General features: G+C 69.7%; 21 protein-coding genes. 12 read left to right on the top strand and 9 right to left on the bottom strand.

The genetic code is table 11. From position 1 onward, the window contains the following. Positions 1–97: hypothetical protein (locus tag JJL56_RS33115; RefSeq protein WP_247891076.1), on the bottom strand; the 97-nt coding region annotated here is incomplete at its 3' end. Between the two features lie 325 nt (positions 98–422). On the opposite strand from JJL56_RS33115, the gene pqqA reads away from it, so the two are divergent. From pqqA to pqqE, 5 genes are all read left to right on the top strand, one after another. After that, complete coding sequence (pqqA, locus tag JJL56_RS13580) at positions 423–503, top strand: pyrroloquinoline quinone precursor peptide PqqA (protein ID WP_014240199.1); 81 nt, start codon at positions 423–425, stop codon at positions 501–503. Between the two features lie 68 nt (positions 504–571). Continuing rightward, positions 572–1,501 carry a pyrroloquinoline quinone biosynthesis protein PqqB gene (gene pqqB / locus JJL56_RS13585; protein WP_145625816.1) on the top strand — a complete coding sequence of 310 codons (930 nt, stop codon included), beginning with the start codon at positions 572–574 and terminating at the stop codon, positions 1,499–1,501. Next, the gene (pqqC, locus tag JJL56_RS13590) at positions 1,498–2,274 is read left to right on the top strand and encodes a pyrroloquinoline-quinone synthase PqqC (protein WP_200485413.1); all 777 of its coding nucleotides are present in this window, start codon (positions 1,498–1,500) and stop codon (positions 2,272–2,274) included. The genes pqqB and pqqC overlap by 4 nt, the downstream gene beginning before the upstream one ends. Beyond that, the gene (locus JJL56_RS13595) at positions 2,271–2,573 is read left to right on the top strand and encodes a PqqD family peptide modification chaperone (RefSeq protein ID WP_145625814.1); all 303 of its coding nucleotides are present in this window, start codon (positions 2,271–2,273) and stop codon (positions 2,571–2,573) included. The genes pqqC and JJL56_RS13595 overlap by 4 nt, the downstream gene beginning before the upstream one ends. Beyond that, on the top strand, positions 2,570–3,676 hold the full coding sequence (pqqE, locus tag JJL56_RS13600) for a pyrroloquinoline quinone biosynthesis protein PqqE (RefSeq protein ID WP_200485414.1): 1,107 nt from the start codon (positions 2,570–2,572) through the stop codon (positions 3,674–3,676). Before JJL56_RS13595 ends, pqqE begins: the two co-directional genes overlap by 4 nt. A 57-nt stretch (positions 3,677–3,733) precedes the next feature. On the opposite strand, the gene JJL56_RS13605 is transcribed toward pqqE, so the two are convergent. The 6 genes from JJL56_RS13605 to tpiA form a co-directional block, all read right to left on the bottom strand. Then, the gene (locus JJL56_RS13605; protein ID WP_200485415.1) at positions 3,734–4,168 is read right to left on the bottom strand and encodes a ComEA family DNA-binding protein; all 435 of its coding nucleotides are present in this window, start codon (positions 4,166–4,168) and stop codon (positions 3,734–3,736) included. A gap of 106 nt (positions 4,169–4,274) precedes the next feature. Beyond that, positions 4,275–5,102, bottom strand: coding sequence for a 3-deoxy-8-phosphooctulonate synthase (gene kdsA, locus JJL56_RS13610; protein WP_145625811.1), 828 nt, complete (start codon positions 5,100–5,102; stop codon positions 4,275–4,277). A gap of 103 nt (positions 5,103–5,205) precedes the next feature. Next, positions 5,206–5,904 carry a dienelactone hydrolase family protein gene (locus JJL56_RS13615; protein ID WP_200485416.1) on the bottom strand — a complete coding sequence of 233 codons (699 nt, stop codon included), beginning with the start codon at positions 5,902–5,904 and terminating at the stop codon, positions 5,206–5,208. A 141-nt stretch (positions 5,905–6,045) separates the two neighbouring features. Beyond that, a complete protein-coding gene (pyrG, locus tag JJL56_RS13620; RefSeq protein ID WP_145625809.1) occupies positions 6,046–7,674 on the bottom strand; it encodes a CTP synthase in 1,629 nt (542 codons plus the stop codon). A gap of 160 nt (positions 7,675–7,834) precedes the next feature. Then, positions 7,835–8,167 (bottom strand): preprotein translocase subunit SecG, encoded by a 333-nt coding sequence (secG, locus tag JJL56_RS13625; protein WP_038528272.1) that lies wholly within the window; start codon positions 8,165–8,167, stop codon positions 7,835–7,837. 128 nt (positions 8,168–8,295) lie between these two features. After that, the gene (tpiA, locus tag JJL56_RS13630; RefSeq protein ID WP_145625808.1) at positions 8,296–9,051 is read right to left on the bottom strand and encodes a triose-phosphate isomerase; all 756 of its coding nucleotides are present in this window, start codon (positions 9,049–9,051) and stop codon (positions 8,296–8,298) included. Between the two features lie 216 nt (positions 9,052–9,267). Here tpiA and JJL56_RS13635 point away from each other — a divergent pair, with 216 nt between their 5' ends. From JJL56_RS13635 to JJL56_RS13645, 3 genes are read left to right on the top strand one after another with little or no spacing between them, the layout of a single operon-like run. Further along, positions 9,268–11,154 carry a SurA N-terminal domain-containing protein gene (locus tag JJL56_RS13635; RefSeq protein ID WP_200485417.1) on the top strand — a complete coding sequence of 629 codons (1,887 nt, stop codon included), beginning with the start codon at positions 9,268–9,270 and terminating at the stop codon, positions 11,152–11,154. A gap of 24 nt (positions 11,155–11,178) precedes the next feature. Continuing rightward, positions 11,179–12,690 (top strand): anthranilate synthase component I, encoded by a 1,512-nt coding sequence (gene trpE, locus JJL56_RS13640; protein WP_145625806.1) that lies wholly within the window; start codon positions 11,179–11,181, stop codon positions 12,688–12,690. Positions 12,691–12,697: 7 nt separating this feature from the next. Beyond that, positions 12,698–13,495 (top strand): hypothetical protein, encoded by a 798-nt coding sequence (locus JJL56_RS13645; protein WP_200485418.1) that lies wholly within the window; start codon positions 12,698–12,700, stop codon positions 13,493–13,495. Positions 13,496–13,501: 6 nt separating this feature from the next. On the opposite strand, the gene JJL56_RS13650 is transcribed toward JJL56_RS13645, so the two are convergent. Then, a complete protein-coding gene (locus JJL56_RS13650) occupies positions 13,502–13,708 on the bottom strand; it encodes a heavy-metal-associated domain-containing protein (RefSeq protein ID WP_200485419.1) in 207 nt (68 codons plus the stop codon). Between the two features lie 27 nt (positions 13,709–13,735). After that, positions 13,736–14,941 (bottom strand): divergent polysaccharide deacetylase family protein, encoded by a 1,206-nt coding sequence (locus JJL56_RS13655; protein ID WP_247889419.1) that lies wholly within the window; start codon positions 14,939–14,941, stop codon positions 13,736–13,738. A gap of 119 nt (positions 14,942–15,060) precedes the next feature. On the opposite strand from JJL56_RS13655, the gene JJL56_RS13660 reads away from it, so the two are divergent. From JJL56_RS13660 to trpC, 4 genes are all read left to right on the top strand, one after another. Continuing rightward, complete coding sequence (locus tag JJL56_RS13660; RefSeq protein ID WP_200485420.1) at positions 15,061–15,519, top strand: STY0301 family protein; 459 nt, start codon at positions 15,061–15,063, stop codon at positions 15,517–15,519. Positions 15,520–15,673: 154 nt separating this feature from the next. Beyond that, positions 15,674–16,264, top strand: a complete 591-nt coding sequence (locus JJL56_RS13665; RefSeq protein WP_145625802.1) for an anthranilate synthase component II — start codon at positions 15,674–15,676, stop codon at positions 16,262–16,264. After that, entirely contained in the window at positions 16,261–17,334 is a 1,074-nt protein-coding gene (gene trpD / locus JJL56_RS13670) for an anthranilate phosphoribosyltransferase (RefSeq protein ID WP_145625801.1), read from the top strand. The genes JJL56_RS13665 and trpD overlap by 4 nt, the downstream gene beginning before the upstream one ends. Next, on the top strand, positions 17,331–18,119 hold the full coding sequence (trpC, locus tag JJL56_RS13675; protein ID WP_200485421.1) for an indole-3-glycerol phosphate synthase TrpC: 789 nt from the start codon (positions 17,331–17,333) through the stop codon (positions 18,117–18,119). Before trpD ends, trpC begins: the two co-directional genes overlap by 4 nt. Positions 18,120–18,142 lie beyond the last annotated feature (23 nt).

An 18,142-nucleotide genomic window follows, 5' to 3' on the forward strand; every position in this document is an offset into this window, starting at 1 on the left:
CGAAGGCGCCGGATTCGAGCAGGACGTCCACCTCGACGGTCGGGTTCCCACGGCTGTCGAGGATCTCGCGGGCGTGGATTTCGGTAATGGCGCTCATGTTTGTCCTTCCTCCGCGTTGCGCGCGTCCACTGGATGATCTTTCCAGGCGGATGATCTTTCCAGGCGAAAAAGAAGCGCGCGGGCTTGATAGCCCTGCGTGCGGGGGGATGCAAGGCCGCTGGGGCGCAAAGGCTCGCGGAAGGACGCCCGGACGGTGGAGCACCCCTATCCGGTTGTGCAGCGCACCTGCTTCCAAAGTCGCATAGACCATCTTGTCCCACGCCCGTAGCGTTCTAACGTTCGCTAGCGGGGCCGCCCGCGGCGGGCGGCAACAGCCCCTGGGAATCATCCCAAGGCCAATACCAAGCGCGGAGGACCCAACCATGAAGACCTGGCGCAAGCCCCAGATCGTCGAAATCGCCGTCGGCACCGAAATCAACGCCTACGCCTGCGCCCGTCTCTGAGCGCCGGCCGGTTCCCATGCGTGACGACCGCCGCCTGATTCGGGCCGCCTGATTAGGAAAGGCACCCCATGCTGACGATCCTCGTCCTTGGCTCCGCCGCGGGCGGCGGTTTTCCCCAATGGAACTGCAACTGCGCGGGCTGCCGCCGCGCCCGCTCCGGCGACCCGGCGGCCCGCCCGCGCACCCAATCGTCGCTCGCCGTCAGCGGCGGCGACGGGCGCTGGCTGCTGCTGAACGCCTCGCCGGACATCGGCCAGCAGATTCTCGCCAACCCGGCGCTGCACCCGCAGACCGCTGTGCGCCACAGCCCCATCGCCGCCGCGGTGCTGACCAACGCCGACATCGACCATGTGGCGGGCCTGCTGACGCTGCGCGAATCCCAGCCGCTGGCCGTCTACGCCACCGACCGGGTGCACGGCGTGCTGGAGGCGAATTCGGTCTTCCGCGTGGTCAACCCCGACCTCGCGCCGCGCCGCGCCATGGCGCTGGACCGCCCATGGGTTCCCGCCGACGCCGGCGGCACCCCCTTCCCCTTCGAGATCGAAGCCTTCGCCGTGCCCGGCAAGGTCGCGCTCTATCTGGAGGACCCGTCCGCCGCCGGCTTCGGCTCGGTGGCGGAGGACACGGTGGCTCTGCGCATCCGCGACCGCAACGGCGACGGGGAATTCTTCTACCTCCCCGGCTGCTCGGCTATGCCGGGCTGGCTGGCCGACCGGCTGCGCGAGGCGCCGCTGGTGCTGTTCGACGGCACCACCTGGACCGACGACGAGATGATCCGCGCCGGCACCGGCAGCAAGACCGGCCAGCGCATGGGCCACATGGCGATGTCCGGCCCGGACGGCTCCATCGCCGCCTTCGCGGGGCTGGGCGTGCGGCGCAAGGTCTTCGTCCACATCAACAACACCAACCCGGCCCTGCTGGACGACTCGCCCGAACGGGCCGTCGCCACGGCCGAAGGTTGGGAGATCGCCCACGACGGGATGGAGTTCACGCTATGACGTCACCGCTGTCGCGCGAGGACCTGGAACGCGAGCTGCGCGCCATCGGCGAGCGCCAGTACCACGACCTCCACCCCTTCCACAAACTTCTGCACGGCGGGAAGCTGAAGCGCGGGCAGGTCCAGGCCTGGGCGCTGAACCGCTTCTATTATCAGGTCTGCATCCCCAAAAAGGATCTGGCTCTGATGGCGCGAATGGACGACCCGGCGCTGCGCCGCATCTGGATTCAGCGGGTGCTCGACCATGACGGCTTCGGCGAGGGCCGGCAGCGCGAGGAAGGCAAGGTCGGAGGGATCGAGCGCTGGCTGCGCCTGACCGACGGGCTGGGTCTGGACCGTCACTACGTCACTTCGCTGAGGGGCATCCTGCCGGCGACCCGCTACGCCGTGGATTCCTACGTCAATTTCGTATCGGGCAAGTCGACGCTGGAGGCCATCGCCTCGTCCCTGACCGAGCTGTTCGCCCCGGCCATTCACCGCGAGCGCATCGCCGGCTTCGAGGCCTATTACGCCTTCGCCAACGACGCCACCCTGTCCTACTTCCGCAAGCGGCTGGACGAGGCGCCGCGCGACGTCGAGTTCGGGCTCCAGTATGTGCTCGACAACGCCCGCACGCCGGAGCAGCAGCAGCAGGTGATCGCCGCGCTGCGCCACAAGGCGGAGCTTCTCTGGGCGCAGCTGGACGCGCTGCACCACGCCTATGTGTCGCCCGGCCTGATCCCGCCCGGTGCCTTCGTGCCGGACGACATGGAACCGCCGGTCTACACGCGATGACGGACGGCGTGACCGAGGAGGACCGGGTCCGGCTGGCCCCCGGCGTCATGCTCCGCCAGGACCGGGTGCGCGGCCACTGGCAGCTTCTGGGGCCGGAGCGCGTGCTGATCCTGGACGAGGTGGCGCTGGAGGTGGTGCGGGCCGTCACCACACAGGCTCAGACGGGCCAGCCTCCGGTGACGGTGGGCGTGGCCGTTGGGGTGCTGGCCGCGCAATTCGACGCGCCGCGGGACGAGATCGCCGCGGATGTGTTGGAAGTGTTGGGCGACATGATCACGAAGGGGTTCCTGACCCGATGACCTTCTGTGGCGCCACGACCGGATTGGAACCGCCGCTGGCCCTGCTGGCGGAACTGACGCACCGCTGCCCGCTGCGCTGCGCCTACTGCTCCAACCCGCTGGCCCTCGACCCGGCCAGCCGGGAGCTGGACACCGCCGCCTGGTGCCGCGTGCTCGACGAGGCGGCGGACCTCGGCATTATCCAGGTGCATTTCTCCGGCGGCGAGCCGACGGCGCGCAAGGACCTGGAAGCGCTGATCGCCCACGCCACCGGAGTTGGGCTCTACGCCAACCTCATCACCTCGGCGGTTCTGCTCGACCGGGCACGGCTGGAGCGGCTGCGCGACGCCGGACTCCAGCATGTGCAGATCGGCTTCCAGGACACGCAGCCCGCCAAGGCCGAATTGATCAGCGGCTTTCCCGGCGGCCAGCCGAAGAAGCTGGAGGTGGCGCGCGCGGTCACCGACGCCGGCATGGCGCTGACCGTCAACGCCATCGTGCAGCGCCACAACATCGACCGGGTGGACGATTTCATCGACATGGCGCTGGAGCTCAAGGCCGGCCGGATCGAGATCGCCAACGTCCAGTATTACGGCTGGGCGTTGAAGAACCGCGCCGCCTTGATGCCGACCCGCGACCAGTTGATCCGCATGGACGAGCGCGTGCGCAGCCGCCTGCCGGAGCTGAAGGGCCGGCTGGTCGTCGATTACGTGGTGCCTGACTATTACGCCAAGCGCCCCAAGGCCTGCATGGGCGGCTGGGGCCGCAAGTTCCTGAACGTCACGCCCAGCGGCTCGGTTCTGCCCTGCCACGCCGCCGAGACGATCCCCGGCATGAGTTTCGACCGGGTGACCGAGCGCCCGCTGGCCGACATCTGGGCCAACTCCGCCGCCTTCCAGCGTTACCGCGGCACCGACTGGATGCCGCAGCCCTGCCGGAGCTGCGACCAGAAGGAGATCGACTGGGGCGGCTGCCGCTGCCAAGCGCTGGCGCTCACCGGAAGCGCCGACAACACCGACCCGGTGTGCGACCTGTCCGAGCATCATGGTCTGCTCGCCGAGATAGCCGCAGAGGACGGTGGCACGGCCGAGGCGCCGATCACCTACCGGAGCTTCAGCCTATAAATCCATCCCTGTAAAGCCATCGTAGCCCTCTCCCCGGAGGGGAGAGGGAATTTAGGCTCACTTCTTCGGAGCGGTCCCCGCCGACGCGCTGGTCTTGGAGCCGCCGACCGCGGCGATGCGGCCCTTGATGTCGTCGTAGACGTTCTGCGGGACGATCTTCTTGCTGACCAACTCGTCCTTGGAACGGTAGGGGCGGTTCTTCATGATCGCCTCGGACCGCGCCTCGCCGATCCCTGGCAAGGTCTGAAGTTCGTCCTTGCCGGCGGTGTTGAGGTCGATGACCTTTGCCTTCGCCGCCCCCGTGGACGACGACCCGCTGCCCATTGGCGGAGCCGTGGTGGTGCCGCTGCTGCCCGGAGGCTTGGCCTGCGGCATCGGCGTGGTCGAGTGGGTGGATGAGGACGGCGCGGTCGATTGCGCGAAGGCGGGAAGGGCGACCATTGCGCCAAGGCTGGCGACGGCGGCGATGGCGCACAGGCGGATCGGCTTCATGGCGTTGCTCCATGGCTTTATCCGCGGGCGCTCCACCGTAAGCGCGGCGCCCGCGGTGCCTGGGCAACGCCAGGACCGGCACGCCGTTCCCGGACCTGTCCTTTCGTCAGGCCTTCGCCAGACGGTCGAAGGCCTGGAGGCGCGCCAGCAGGGCCGGCATCTCCTTCAGCGGAACCATGTTCGGCCCGTCGCTGGGGGCGCAGTCCGGATTCTCGTGGGTCTCCATGAAGACGGCGGCGACGCCCACGGCGATGGCGGCGCGGGCCAGCACCGGAACGAACTCTCGCTGGCCGCCGGAAGTCGTGCCCTGCCCGCCCGGCTGCTGCACGGAATGGGTGGCGTCGAAGACCACCGGGAAGCCGGTCTCGGCCATGATCGGCAGGGACCGCATGTCCGACACCAGCGTGTTGTAGCCGAAGCTGGCGCCGCGCTCGCACAGCAGCACCTTGTCGTTGCCCGACGCCACCAGCTTGGCCGCGACGTTCTTCATGTCCCAAGGGGCGAGGAACTGGCCCTTCTTCACGTTGACCGCCCGACCCGTCTTGGCCGCTGCGATCAGCAGATCGGTCTGCCGGCACAGGAAGGCGGGGATCTGGAGGACGTCCATCACCTCGGCCACCGCGGCGCACTGGTCGGCCTCATGCACGTCGGTGATGACCGGGCAGCCGAACCGCTCCTTGATCTCGGCGAAGATCGGCAGCGCCTTGTCCATGCCGAGGCCGCGCGCCGTGCCGATGGAGGTGCGGTTGGCCTTGTCGAAGGAGGACTTGTAGATCAGCCCGATGCCCAGCGCGCCGGTCATCTCAACCAGCGCCGCCGCCGTCTCCAGCGCGTGGTCGCGGCTTTCCATCTGGCACGGTCCGGCGATCAGGGTGAAGGGCCGGTCGTTGGCGATGGTCAGGTTGCCGATCTGGACGGTCTTGGCGGTGGTCATCCCGTACTCTCCAAAAAGCAATGCGAGGGGACGCATGCCGGATGCCCCCTCGCGCTGCCCATTCCTTCCCAGATATTGGCGATCCCGGTCAACCGGAATGGCGTCAACCCAGATGCTGCTTGAAGAAGGCTGCCGTGCGTCCGTTGGCAAGATCCGCCGCCTCGGCGTCGAAATGGGCGCCGCCCGCGCGGGCGAAGGCGTGGTCCATGCCGGGGTAGACGTGAGCGGTGACGTTCGGGTTGCCCTTCACCGCGGCCAGCACCTTTTCCCGCGCCTCCGCCGGTACAAACTGGTCCTTCTCGGCGATGTGCATCAGCAGCGGCTTGGTGATGCTCGCCGCCTCGCCGACCAGACCGTCCAGGCCGACGCCGTAATAGCTGACGTTGGCGTCGGAATCGGAGCGCGCGGCCATCATGAAGGCGAGCCGTCCGCCCAGGCAGTAGCCGACAGCCCCCGCCTTGCCGGTGCAATCCGGATTCTGGCGCAGCCACGCCAGGGTGGCTTTGAGGTCGTCCACCGCCTTGTCCTGGTCCATGCCATTCATCAGGGCGAAGGCGCGGTTCCATTCCTCCTGGGTCTTGTCGGTGATCTGCACGCCCGGCTCCTGCCGCCAGAACAGGTCCGGGCAGACGGCCAGCCAGCCCTGGGCGGCGAAGCCGTCGCACAGGTCGCGCATGACCTGATTGACCCCGAAGATTTCCTGGATGACGACGAGTCCCGGCGCCGGTCCGCCGCCCGCCGGTTTGGCCACATAGGCGGAAAAGCTGCCGCCGTCGCCGGCGGGAATGCTGATGTCGGTCATGGTGTCTCCAGCCTCTTTGTTGTTCCCTGGCCCGTAACGCAAAAGCGGCGGCCGTTGGCTCGGCCGCCGCTGTCACTATACCCACCGGAAACCCGGAACCGGAACACGCGGGGGAGGAATGCCCTCCCCCGTATGGTCACATCACACCAGCCGGCTCTGCTCGATCGCCGCCTTGATGAAGGAGGTGAAGAGCGGGTGCGGGTCAAAGGGCTTGGACTTCAGTTCCGGGTGGAACTGCACGCCGATGAACCAGGGATGGTCCGGGATCTCGACGATCTCGGGCAACTCGCCGTCCGGCGACAGGCCGGAGAACAACAGGCCGACCTTCTCCAGCCGGTCCTTGTAATAGACGTTCACCTCGTAGCGGTGACGGTGCCGCTCGGTGATGTCGGTGGTGCCGTAGACCTCCGCGACCTTGCTGCCGGGGACCAGCTTCGCCGGGTAGGTGCCGAGCCGCATGGTGCCGCCGAGGTCGGTGCCTTCCGTGCGCTTCTCCAGGCTGTTGCCGCGCATCCATTCGGTCATCAGGCCGACCACCGGGTTGCCGGGCTTGCCCAGCTCGGTCGAGCCGGCGTCGACGATGCCGGCCATGTTGCGGGCCGACTCGATCACCGCCATCTGCATGCCGAAGCAGATGCCGAAATAGGGCACCTTGCGCTCGCGGGCGAACTGGGCGGCGCGGATCTTGCCTTCCGTGCCGCGCGAGCCGAACCCGCCCGGCACCAGGATGCCGTGGACGTTCTCCAGCCGCTGGACGGCGGTGTCGTCCTCGAAGATCTCCGAGTCGATCCAGTCCAGCTTGACCTTCACGTTGTTGGCGATGCCGCCGTGGGTCAGCGCCTCGGCCAGCGACTTGTAGCTGTCGAGCAGGCTGGTGTACTTGCCGACGACGGCGATGGTCACCTCGCCCTGCGGCTTCCGCACCCGCTCCATGATGCTGGTCCAGCGCGACAGGTCCGGCTTGCCCTCGGTCGGCAGGCCGAAATAGGCCAGCACCTGGGTGTCGAAGCCTTCCTCGTGGTAGCTGACCGGCACCTGATAGATCGAATCGACGTCCAGGGCGGCGATGACGCGCTCCGGCCGGATGTTGCAGAACAGCGCGATCTTCTTGCGCTCGTTCTCCGGAATCGGACGGTCGGCGCGGCACAGCAGGATGTTGGCCTGGATGCCCATGCCCAGCAGCTCCTTCACGGAATGCTGCGTCGGCTTGGTCTTCAACTCGCCCGCCGTCGGGATGTAGGGCAACAGGGTCAGGTGGATGAACAGGGCGTTCTCCGGACCGACCTCGTTGCCGAACTGGCGGATGGCCTCCAGGAAGGGGGTCGACTCGATGTCGCCCACCGTGCCGCCGATCTCGCAGAGGATGAAGTCCTCGTCGGTCGTGTCGGCGCCGATGAAGTCCTTGATCTGGTCGGTGACGTGCGGAATCACCTGCACGGTGGCGCCCAGATAGTCGCCGCGCCGCTCCTTGGCGATCACGTTCGAATAGATGCGGCCCGTGGTGATGTTGTCGCCACGGCGCGCGGCCACGCCGGTGAAGCGCTCGTAATGGCCGAGGTCGAGGTCGGTCTCAGCGCCGTCGTCGGTCACATAGACCTCGCCGTGCTGGTACGGGCTCATCGTGCCGGGGTCCACGTTCAGGTACGGGTCCAGCTTGCGAAGCCGCACCTTGTAGCCGCGCGCCTGGAGAAGCGCCCCAAGCGCCGCCGACGCCAGACCTTTGCCCAGCGAGGAAACGACGCCACCGGTGATGAAGATGTAGCGAGTCATGTCCGTCCGAAGACCTTCAGAGCCTGATCCGTTCCCCGAATTCGGATCGTCCCCCGGGCGCTGCCCAGATTGACGATCCTCAAAAGAAAGAGGCGGCTTCGGGGGAGGCCGCCTCACGTCCGACCCGGCCGGAGCCGCGTCGCGTTCTGCCGGGCCGCTGTTACTGGGCGACCGGCGGAGCGGGCTGCGCCGGCGCGGCCGGCTGGGCGGGGGCCGCCGGGGCGACGGGCTGGGCCGGCATCGTGTCGATGATTGAGGTCGGCGCCCTGTGCGCGCCCGCTAGGACCGCCAGGACCAGGCTGGTCGCCATGAAGCAGCCCGCCAGGATGCCGGTGGTCCGCGTCAGCAGATTGGCGGTGCCACGGGTGGACATCATGCCCCCCATATTGCCGCCGCCGATGCCGAGACCGCCGCCTTCCGAACGCTGGATCAGGATGACCCCGACGAGCGCCAGGGCGATCAGCAGGTGAATGACCAGAAGCACCGATTCCATGCAACCCGTTCCCTTGATCCCTTCCCGGAGCGATCCGCAGGGACCGCCCAAACCAACAGCGCGCCACGGACCTTGGCAAGGGCCCGTGGCGCGCGCCCACTGTTTTTAACGCGGTCCTGCGCGATATGCTAGCGGCAACTGGTGGCGATGGCCCAGAAATCGTCCGCCTTCAGCGCGGCCCCGCCGACCAGCGCCCCGTCCACATTCTCCACCGCCATCAGTTCCGCCGCGTTGCCCGGCTTCACCGAGCCGCCGTAGAGGACGCGCACCGCGTCGGGATCGGCGGTCTTGCCGGCCAGTTCCGCCCGGATGTGGGCGTGCATCGCCTTGACGTCGTCGGGGGTCGCGGTCTTGCCGGTGCCGATGGCCCACACCGGTTCGTAGGCGATGACGGTGTTCGCCGCGGTGGCGCCCTCCGGGATGGAGCCCTTGAGCTGGCTGGCGACGACGCTGTTCGCCTGCCCGGCGTCGCGCTGGGCCTCCGTCTCGCCGACGCAGATGATGGCGATCAGGCCCGCCTTGTGGGCGGCGGCCGCCTTGTGGGCGACCTGGGCGTCGGATTCGGCGTGGTCGGCGCGGCGCTCCGAATGGCCGAGGATGACGTAGCGGCAGCCGGCGTCGGTCAGCATGGCCGGGCTGACGTCGCCGGTGTGCGCTCCGGAGGTCTTGGCGTGGCAGTCCTGCGCGCCCAGCGCCAGCGGGCTGCCGGAAATGGCGTCGCCCACCGGGAACAGCAGCGGGAAGGGCGGGCACACCAGCATGTCGAAGGCGACCGTCCCGGCACCCGTCAGGCGCCCGGCGAGGTCCGAGGCCAGATCCAGCCCGTCGGCCTTCAGCCCGTTCATCTTCCAGTTCCCGGCAATCAGTTTGCGGCGTGCGGCCATGGCGTTGTCGTCCTCCGGCTCTCGTTTGTTGGTGCGGGTGTTCGTTTTCAAAGTGCGCCCCCTGTCTAGCAAGGAGTGCTTGGCATTTCCACCCGTCCAACGGGTTCTTTCCGATGGGGAATCGCGGGGGAAATGGGGTGTTGCCGGGCTTTCGCGGGGTGCCTATGATGCCGCCCCGGCCGCAGGGCCGCCCTTTGCGCACTCACTTCGGGTCCCATGCTTCAGTTCATCCGCACTTACGCCGGTTCGTGGGTCGTCAAGATCCTGTTCGTGCTCCTCATCGTCAGCTTCGCGGCCTGGGGCATCGGCGACATGATCCGCACAGGCGGGATGTCCAGCACCGTCGCCTCCGTCGGCAAGGTGGAGATCGACCGGGCGGAGCTGGATCAGGAGTTCCGCCGCCAGATGGAGCGGCTGCGCCCGATGATGGGCGGCAACCTGACGACGGAGCAGGCGCGCCAGTTCGGCCTTCTCGACCAGTCGCTGTCGGCGCTGGTGCAGCGCGCGCTCTACGATCAGGCGGCGCGCGACGCCGGGATCTCGGTCGGCCCGGACGTGGTGCGCCAGCGCATCGCCGAGGAGCCGGCCTTCCGCAACGCGCAGAACCAGTTCGACGCGGCCCAGTTCCGCAGCGTGCTGCGCAACAACCAGCTGACCGAGGACGGCTACGTCGCCCTGCTGCGCCGCGAGACCGCGCGCGAGCTGGTGGCCGGCGCGGTCGGCGCCGGGGTGACCCCACCGAAGCCGCTGGTCCAGGACCTCTACCGCTTCCGCGGGGAGCGCCGCGTGGCCGAGGTGGTCACCCTGCCCAACGCCGCCATCGGCGACGTCGGCGTGCCCGACGACGCTGAGCTGACCCGTTATTACGAGGATCATCAGGTCCGCTTCACCGCGCCGGAATACCGCGCGCTGAGCATCGCTCAGCTCTCCGCCGACGAGATCGCCAAGGACATCCAGATCCCCGACAACGAACTCCGCGCCGCCTACGACGAGCGCGCCGACGAACTCGGCACGCCGGAGCGCCGCACGGTGGAGATGGTCCTGGCCGACGACGAGGCGAAGGCGAAGCAGATCGCCGAGGCCGCCAAGACCAAGGGCCTGACCGCCGCCGCCAAGGACGCCGAGACCGACGTCATCACGCTCGACAACGTCACCCGCACCGAGCTGCCGGAGATCGGCGACGCCGCCTTCGCGCTGGCCCAGGGTGCGGTCAGCGACGCCGTGCGCAGCGGGCTGGGCTGGCACGTCCTGACGGTCACCGCCATCCAGCCGGGCGCCACCAAGAGCTTCGATGAGGCCCGCGACCAGCTCCTGGCCGAGCTTCGCAAGGAGAAGGCGATGGATTCGCTTTACTCCATCGCCAACCGGGTCGAGGACCAGCTCGCCAGCGGTGCCCCGCTGGAGGAGGTCGCCCAGGCCCAGGGGCTGGCCATCGCCAAGATCGCCGCGGTGGACAGCAGCGCCAAGGCACCGGACGGCAAGGACGCCGCTCCGGGCCGCCCGAACTTCGCCGCCATGGTGCAGACCGCCTTCCAGCTCGCCTCCGGCGCCACCTCGAACCTGACCGAGGCGCCCAACAACGTCTTCTACGCCGTGCGTGTCGACGGCGTGACGCCGGCCGCGCCCAAGCCGCTGGCCGAGGTGCGCGATCAGGCCGTCGCCGGCTGGCAGGACGACAAGCGGGCCAAGCTCGCCGCCGAGAAGGCCCAGGACATCGCCGCCAAGCTGAAGCAGGGTTCGGAAGCCGCGGCGCAGGACGTCGCCGGCCAAGCCGGCGCCAGCTTCGCCATGACCACGCCCTTCACCCGCGACGCCCGCTCGGTCGAGGGGCTGCCGGGCGAGCTGGTGCGCAAGCTGTTCGAGGTGAAGCCCGGCGAGACGGTGACCGGCGCCACCGCCGACAGCCAGGTCGTCGCCCGCCTGAAGGAGGTCATCCCGGCGGACCCGGCGGCCAGCGACGCCACGCTGGCGACCGTGGAGAGCACCGTCGCCCAGGGGCTGGAAAGCGACATCATGGCCCAGTTCGGCAACGCGCTGCGCAACAGCTACCCGGTCGAGGTTCACCGCAACCGCATCGACCAGTTCTTCGCCAGCGGCAACTAACCACACTCAATCGAGGCCCGTCCCGTGAAGGTTCAGCCGGAATCCGCCGCCTTCCACACCGCTTATGAGGCCGGCAAGCCGCAGGTGGTGTGGACCACGCTGGTCAGCGATCTGGAGACCCCGGTCTCCGCCTACATGAAGCTGGCCGACGGGCGCCCCTTCGGCTTCCTCTTCGAATCGGCGGAGCGCGGGGCGGGATCGCGGCGCGACCGCTACTCGGTGATCGGCTTCAAGCCCGATCTGGTGTGGCGCTGCCGCCGCGACCGGGCGGAGGTGAACCGCAACGCCCTGCACGACCGCGACGCCTACGAGCCCATCGACGCGGCCCCGCTGGAGTCGCTGCGCGCCCTCATCAACGAGAGCCGCATCGACCTGCCGGACGCCCTGCCGCCGATGGCCGCCGGCCTGTTCGGCTACCTGACCTACGACATGGTCCGGCTGATGGAGCGGCTGCCGGACGACAACCCGGACGAGCTGGGCATCCCCGACGCCATCCTGTCGCGGCCGAGCATCGTCGCCATCTTCGACAGCCACACCGATTCGGTGACTCTGGTCACCCCGGTCTGGCCGAAGCCGGGCGTCGACGGCAACGCCGCCTACGGCGACGCCCGCGAGCGGCTGATGGACGCGGTGGCCGACCTGGAACGCCCCCTGCCCTACCGGCGGGAGCCGCGGACCAAGGACGGGCTGCCGCTCGCCTGGACCTCCAACACGACGCGCGAGGAGTATCACGCGATCGTGGAGCGGGCGAAGGAGTACATCCGGGCCGGCGACATCTTCCAGGTCGTGCCGTCCCAGCGCATCCGCTTCCCCTTCAAGCCGTCGCCGCTGGCGCTGTACCGCACGCTGCGCCGCCTGAACCCGTCGCCCTTCCTGTTCCACTGCGACTTCGGCGAGTTGTCGGTCGTCGGCTCCAGCCCGGAGATCCTGGTGCGCGTGCGCGACGGCAAGGTGACCGTCCGCCCCATCGCCGGCACCCGCAAGCGCGGCGCCACGGCGGCGGAGGACCAGGCGTTGGCCGAGGACCTGCTGAGCGATCCGAAGGAGCTGGCCGAGCATCTGATGCTGCTCGACCTCGGCCGCAACGACGTGGGCCGCGTCGCGCGCACCGGCACCGTCAAGGTGACGCAGAAGATGATCGTGGAGCTGTACAGCCACGTCATGCACATCGTCTCCAACGTCGAGGGCGACCTCGACCCGAAGCATGACGCGCTGGACGCGCTGATCGCCGGCTTCCCCGCCGGCACCGTCTCGGGCGCGCCGAAGGTGCGCGCCATGCAGATCATCGACGAGCTGGAAAAGGCCCGCCGCGGCGTCTATGCCGGCTGCGTGGGGTATTTCGGCGCGTCGGGCGCCATGGACACCTGCATCGCGCTGCGCACCGCCGTTCTGAAGGACGGCATGATGTATGTGCAGGCCGGCGGCGGCGTGGTCGCCGACAGCGATCCGGAGGCCGAGTACCAGGAGACCGTCAACAAGTCGATGGCCCTGATCCGCGCCGCGGAGGAAACCGTTCGCGAGACCTCCGCCCGGTAAGGACCGAATGCCCCTCGATGCGCTGCTGCTGCCACTGATCGTCAAGGTCGTGGCGGCGGCCCTGGTCGTCGTCGCCGCCTCGCTGGCGGCGGAGAAGGCCGGCCCCTTCTATGGCGGCATGATCACCGCCCTGCCCGTCTCGACCGGACCGGCCTTCGTGATGCTCGCGATGGAGCATGGCGACGGCTTCGTCGCCGACGCCGCCCTGTCGGGGATGGTCGGGAACGCGACGATCGTCCTCTATCTGGCGCTTCTGGTGCGGATCGCCCCGCGGTGGGGCATGCCCGCGACGGTCATCGCCAGCTCCGTCTTCTGGATCGTCGTGGCGTCCACCCTGCGCTCCGCCGTCGAGTGGACGCTGCCGCTGGCGCTGCTGCTGACGCTGGCCTGCTACGGGATCGCCGCCTGGGTGGTATCCGCCCCAATTCCGGCGGACACGGCGGTCCAGACGGCGCGGTCGCGCTGGTACGACATCCCGGCCCGCGCCGGTCTCGTCGGCCTGCTGGTCGCCACCGTGACGACGCTCAGCCACAGCATCGGCCCGGCGGCCACCGGCATCGCCGCCGTGTTCCCCATCGCACTGACCAGCCTGACGGTGATCCTGCACGGCCGCATGGGCGGCGGCGTGGTCGCCGCGGCGATGCGCAGCGCGCTGCTGACCAACCCCGGCCTCGCTTTGGCGCTGACCACCGCCCATCTTCTGGCCGAGCCCGCCGGACGGTTCGCGGCGCTCGGCGTCGCCCTGGCGGTGTCGCTGTCCTGGGCCGGCGGCCTGCTGGTGTGGCGGCTGCGCCGTCCCGCCTGACGCGCTTTAGCCGGCCGGACCGCCGAAGTCGAAGCCGGCGCCTTCCACGGCCTTCCTCACCGTCTCCGGGGCGACTCCGCCCTCCACCGCCACGGTGCCGGCGTCCAGGTTCACCGTCACGGCCGCACCCGGCGCCAGCTTGCCAATGGCGTTGGTGACGGAGCGGGCGCAGCCGCCGCAGGTCATGCCGCCAACCCTGTAGGTATCAGCCATGGAACTCTCCTCAGACGGGACCGGCGGTCACCCGCCGGTGTGATGGGCGCGCACGACGGCGCTGACCGGTACCAGGACGAAGCCGCGTTTCTGCACCTCCGGCATCCAGGAGGCCAGTGCGTCGATTGTCGCATCGTGCGGGTGGCCGATGGCGATGGCGTAGCCCTGGCTGCGCGCCACCTGCTCCGTCTTGGCGAGCTGACTGCGCACCGCCGGCACGGTCATCTCGTTGTCGAGAAAGATGTCGCGCCCGGCGAAGGGCATTTGAAGCTCCCGCGCGAGCGTCAGGCCGGCGCTCTTCGCGGTGGTGCGGCTGTCCAGCCACAACAGGCCGCGCCGCGCGATCTCCCCCAGCACGGGCGCCATGGCCGCGGAATCGGCGGTGAAGCGGCTGCCCATGTGGTTGTTCACCCCGACATAGCCATCGAAGCTGTCCAGCGCCGCCTTGGTCCGGCGCAGGATCTCCCCCTTGTCGAGCGACACGCGCAGCGCCTGCGGTCCCGGATCGGCCGAGCCGCTGGGCTCCATGGGAAGATGCAGCATCAACTCGTGCCCGGCGGCGCGGGCGGCGCGGGCCTGGGCCGGCAACTCGTGGGCGTAAGGCAGCCAGGCCAGCGTCAGCGGCGCCGGCAGCGACACCGTTCGATTCGAACGCTTGCGGTCCACGCCCATGTCGTCGATGACGATGGCGATGGCCGGCTTGCCCGGCGGGGCGCGGAAGGGCAGCGCGTTCTTCTTCCACAGCGGCGATCCAGGGGCCACCTTCGGTGGTTCCAGCGGCGCGACGGGAGGCGGCAGCATCGCCACCACCGGCTTCGGCGTCAGGGCCGGCGGCGGGGGCGGCGCGGGAACCGGAACGGGTGCGAGGGCCTCGGTCACCTGCGGGGCCGGGGTCGGCGCGGGTTCGGGCTCACGCGGGGCCGGCGGCTCCGGCGGGGGGGGAGCCGCCGCGACCTTGGGCGGGGGCGGCTTGACCGGCGCGACGGCGGGGGGAACGGCCGGGGCGATGACCGGTGCTTCCCGCTCCACGACGGCCGTCTCCGGCGCGTCGCGCCCGATGATGAAGCGCGCGCCGAGCGCCACCGCGAAGACCGCGATCACCCCGGCCAGCGCCAGCAGAATCGGGGATACGGCGCGCCCCGGCGCCGGCCGTCCGGATGCGGCGGCCGGTGTTTTCGGCGATGGCTTCCGTGCCGCCGCCTTCTGGGGCTTGCGCGGCGATTTTCTGGCCATGGGAAGGAATCTCGAACCCTGGTTTCCGGTTTGCGCGCAAGGTGGCACCCCCGCACCGTCCCTGCAACAGCGGAGCGGGGTGGAGGTGCCCGCCGGCTGGGACTATGCTGTGACCCGCCATGCTCCGCACCCTCACCCTCCTGGCGGTCCTCGCCGCCGCCGCCGCGCCCCCGGCCCTCGCGGACGAGGTCCGCTGCCCGCCCAGCCTGACCGTGCAGGTCCAGCCGGAGGCCCCCGGCGGCTGGTCGCCCTACCCGGCGAAGGACCAGCACGCCTTTGCCGGCGTCGCGCTGGTGGAGGGCGACCGGACGGCGCAGATGACGTCCCCGGTCCCCGCACCGGCGGCGCTGGAGCCGGACCGCAGCCTCCGGCGGGGCCGCGCGGAAACCCGGCAATGGGACTTCCCCGCCGCCCGGCGCAGCAACGTCTTCCTGATCTGCCGCTACAGCGGGACGCAGGCCACGCTGGCCATCGACCTGCCGCGCACCGTGCGGCGCTGCCAGATCACCGAGGAAACCGACGGGCGCGGCACGGTCCCGGACAAGCCCGCGACACCGCCGCAGTTCCTCTGCCGCTGACACTCCGCCGTTTCCGGGTTCGGACGGGCTGGAAATCCACCGCTCCAGCCGCTAGGGTACCCGCCTTGGAACAAGGCCGGAACGGTATTCCGGGACGATTGGGCCGTGACCAACGGACCGGAAACGACAGGCCGGAAGGATGCCGGGGCGCCCCATGCTGCTGCTCATCGATAATTACGACAGCTTCACCTACAACCTCGTCCATTACCTGGGCGAACTGGGCGCCGAGCTGGACGTCCGCCGCAACGACAGCCTGACGGTGGAGGAGGCCATGGCGCTCCGCCCCGAAGGGATCGTGCTGTCGCCCGGCCCCTGCGACCCGGACAAGGCGGGCATCTGCCTGCCGCTGATCGACGCCGCCGCCAAGGCCGGCGTTCCACTGTTGGGCGTGTGCCTGGGCCATCAGGCCATCGGGCAGGCCTTCGGCGGCACGGTGCTGCGCGCGCCGGTGCCGATGCACGGCAAGGTCGACCGCATGTTCCACCAGGGGCGCGGCGTCCTGAAGGACCTGCCCTCGCCCTTCCGGGCCACCCGCTACCATTCGCTGATCGTCGAGCGCGCCACCCTGCCCGCCTGCCTGGAGGTGACTGGCGAGACGGAGGACGGCCTGATCATGGCGCTCTCCCACCGCGAGCTGCCGATTCACGGCGTGCAGTTCCACCCGGAAAGCATCGAGAGCGAGCACGGGCACAAGATCCTGGAGAATTTCCTGAACACCACCCGCCGGCTGGAGACCGCCGCATGAGCACGCCGTCCGCGCCGCACGGCGACCTGACCGACATGAAGGCCATCCTCGCCAAGGTCGCCGCCGGCAACGCCCTGAGCGAGCCGGAGGCCTCGCTGGCCTTCGACATCATCATGTCGGGCAACGCCACCCCGTCGCAGATGGGCGGCTTCCTGATGGCGCTGCGCGTGCGCGGCGAGACGGTGGACGAGATCACCGGGGCCGCCCGCGTCATGCGCGCCAAGGCGATCCCGGTGGAGGCCCCGGACGGCACCATCGACACCTGCGGCACCGGCGGCGACGGCTCGGGCACCTACAACATCTCCACCGCCGCCGCGATCGTCATCGCCGCCTGCGGCGTGCCGGTGGCCAAGCACGGCAACCGCGCCATGTCGTCCAAGTCGGGCGCCGCCGACGTGCTGGGTGCCCTGGGCGTCAACCTGGACTGCGACATGGGTTTGGTGCGCAAGGCCCTGTGGGACGCGCGCATCGGCTTCCTGATGGCGCCGCGCCACCACCTCGCCATGCGCAACGTCGGCCCGACCCGCGTGGAGCTGGGCACCCGCACCATCTTCAACCTGTTGGGTCCGCTGTCCAACCCGGCCAGCGCCAAGCGCCAGCTTCTCGGCGTCTACGCCAGGCAGTGGGTGGAGCCGCTGGCCCATGTGCTGAAGCGCCTGGGGTCGGAGGCGGCCTGGATCGTCCATGGCTCCGACGGGCTGGACGAGATCACCACGACCGGCCCGACCACCGTCGCCCAACTCAAGGACGGCGAGGTCACGGTGTTCGAGATCGAGCCGGAGCAGGCCGGCATATTCCGCGCCCGGCCGGAGCTTCTCAAGGGCGGCGACGCCCATGTGAACGCGGAGGCCATCCGCGCGCTGTTCGACGGCGCCCAGGGCGCCTACCGCGACATCGTGCTGCTGAACGCCGCCGCCGCGCTGCATGTGGCGGGCAAGGCCGGCGACCTCAAGGAAGGCGTCGAGCAGGCCCGCCACGCCATCGACAGCGGCGGCGCCCGCGCCGTGCTCCAGCGCCTTGTGTCCATCACGAATTCGTCCATCGCCAACGAACCGGTTGCCGCGCCATGAGCGACGTCCTGACCCGCATCTGCGACGACAAGCGCGCGCTGGTCCAAGCCCGCAAGTCCGCCCGCCCGCTGCCCGCGGTGGAGGACGCCGCCCGCAGCGCCGACCCGGCGCGCGGCTTCATCCGCGCGCTGCGCCGCACGGTGGACGGGGGCCGCTACGGACTGATCGCCGAGATCAAGAAGGCCAGCCCGTCGAAGGGCCTGATCCGTCCGGACTTCGACCCGCCGTCGCTGGCCCGCGCCTACCGCGAGGGCGGCGCCACCTGCCTGTCGGTGCTGACCGACGAGCCCTATTTCCAGGGCTGCGACGACTATCTGCTGGCCGCCCGCGCCGCGGTGGACCTGCCGGTGCTGCGCAAGGACTTCATGGTCGATCCCTACCAGATCGCCGAATCCCGCGCGCTCGGCGCCGACTGCATCCTGATCATCATGGCGGCGCTGAGCGACGCGCAGGCCGCGGAGATCGAGGATGCCGCCATCGCCTGGGGCCTGGACGTGCTGGTCGAAGTGCACAACCGCGAGGAGCTGGACCGCGCGCTGGCGCTGAAGACTCCGCTGCTCGGCGTGAACAACCGGAACCTGAAGACGCTGGCGGTGGACATCGCCACGACGGAGGAGCTGGCCGCCCATGTGCCCGCCGACCGGATGCTGGTCGCCGAAAGCGGTCTCTACAGCCCGGCGGACTTGTCGCGCATGGCGGCTGTGGGCGCGCGTTGTTTCCTGGTCGGTGAATCGCTGATGCGGCAGGAGGATGTGACCGCGGCCACCCGCGCCCTGCTCGCCTGACACCGAATAAAAAAAGCAATGGG

This window comes from Azospirillum aestuarii (assembly GCF_016632405.1).
GTDB lineage: Bacteria > Pseudomonadota > Alphaproteobacteria > Azospirillales > Azospirillaceae > Azospirillum > Azospirillum aestuarii.

Coding starts and splice junctions, on each gene's coding strand:
- pqqA (WP_014240199.1), top strand. CDS start 423: ATGAAGACCTGGCGCAAGCCCCAGATCGTCGAAATCGCCGTCGGCACC.
- pqqB (WP_145625816.1), top strand. CDS start 572: ATGCTGACGATCCTCGTCCTTGGCTCCGCCGCGGGCGGCGGTTTTCCC.
- pqqC (WP_200485413.1), top strand. CDS start 1,498: ATGACGTCACCGCTGTCGCGCGAGGACCTGGAACGCGAGCTGCGCGCC.
- JJL56_RS13595 (WP_145625814.1), top strand. CDS start 2,271: ATGACGGACGGCGTGACCGAGGAGGACCGGGTCCGGCTGGCCCCCGGC.
- pqqE (WP_200485414.1), top strand. CDS start 2,570: ATGACCTTCTGTGGCGCCACGACCGGATTGGAACCGCCGCTGGCCCTG.
- JJL56_RS13605 (WP_200485415.1), bottom strand. CDS start 4,168: ATGAAGCCGATCCGCCTGTGCGCCATCGCCGCCGTCGCCAGCCTTGGC.
- kdsA (WP_145625811.1), bottom strand. CDS start 5,102: ATGACCACCGCCAAGACCGTCCAGATCGGCAACCTGACCATCGCCAAC.
- JJL56_RS13615 (WP_200485416.1), bottom strand. CDS start 5,904: ATGACCGACATCAGCATTCCCGCCGGCGACGGCGGCAGCTTTTCCGCC.
- pyrG (WP_145625809.1), bottom strand. CDS start 7,674: ATGACTCGCTACATCTTCATCACCGGTGGCGTCGTTTCCTCGCTGGGC.
- secG (WP_038528272.1), bottom strand. CDS start 8,167: ATGGAATCGGTGCTTCTGGTCATTCACCTGCTGATCGCCCTGGCGCTC.
- tpiA (WP_145625808.1), bottom strand. CDS start 9,051: ATGGCCGCACGCCGCAAACTGATTGCCGGGAACTGGAAGATGAACGGG.
- JJL56_RS13635 (WP_200485417.1), top strand. CDS start 9,268: ATGCTTCAGTTCATCCGCACTTACGCCGGTTCGTGGGTCGTCAAGATC.
- JJL56_RS13645 (WP_200485418.1), top strand. CDS start 12,698: ATGCCCCTCGATGCGCTGCTGCTGCCACTGATCGTCAAGGTCGTGGCG.
- JJL56_RS13650 (WP_200485419.1), bottom strand. CDS start 13,708: ATGGCTGATACCTACAGGGTTGGCGGCATGACCTGCGGCGGCTGCGCC.
- JJL56_RS13655 (WP_247889419.1), bottom strand. CDS start 14,941: ATGGCCAGAAAATCGCCGCGCAAGCCCCAGAAGGCGGCGGCACGGAAG.
- JJL56_RS13660 (WP_200485420.1), top strand. CDS start 15,061: ATGCTCCGCACCCTCACCCTCCTGGCGGTCCTCGCCGCCGCCGCCGCG.
- JJL56_RS13665 (WP_145625802.1), top strand. CDS start 15,674: ATGCTGCTGCTCATCGATAATTACGACAGCTTCACCTACAACCTCGTC.
- trpD (WP_145625801.1), top strand. CDS start 16,261: ATGAGCACGCCGTCCGCGCCGCACGGCGACCTGACCGACATGAAGGCC.
- trpC (WP_200485421.1), top strand. CDS start 17,331: ATGAGCGACGTCCTGACCCGCATCTGCGACGACAAGCGCGCGCTGGTC.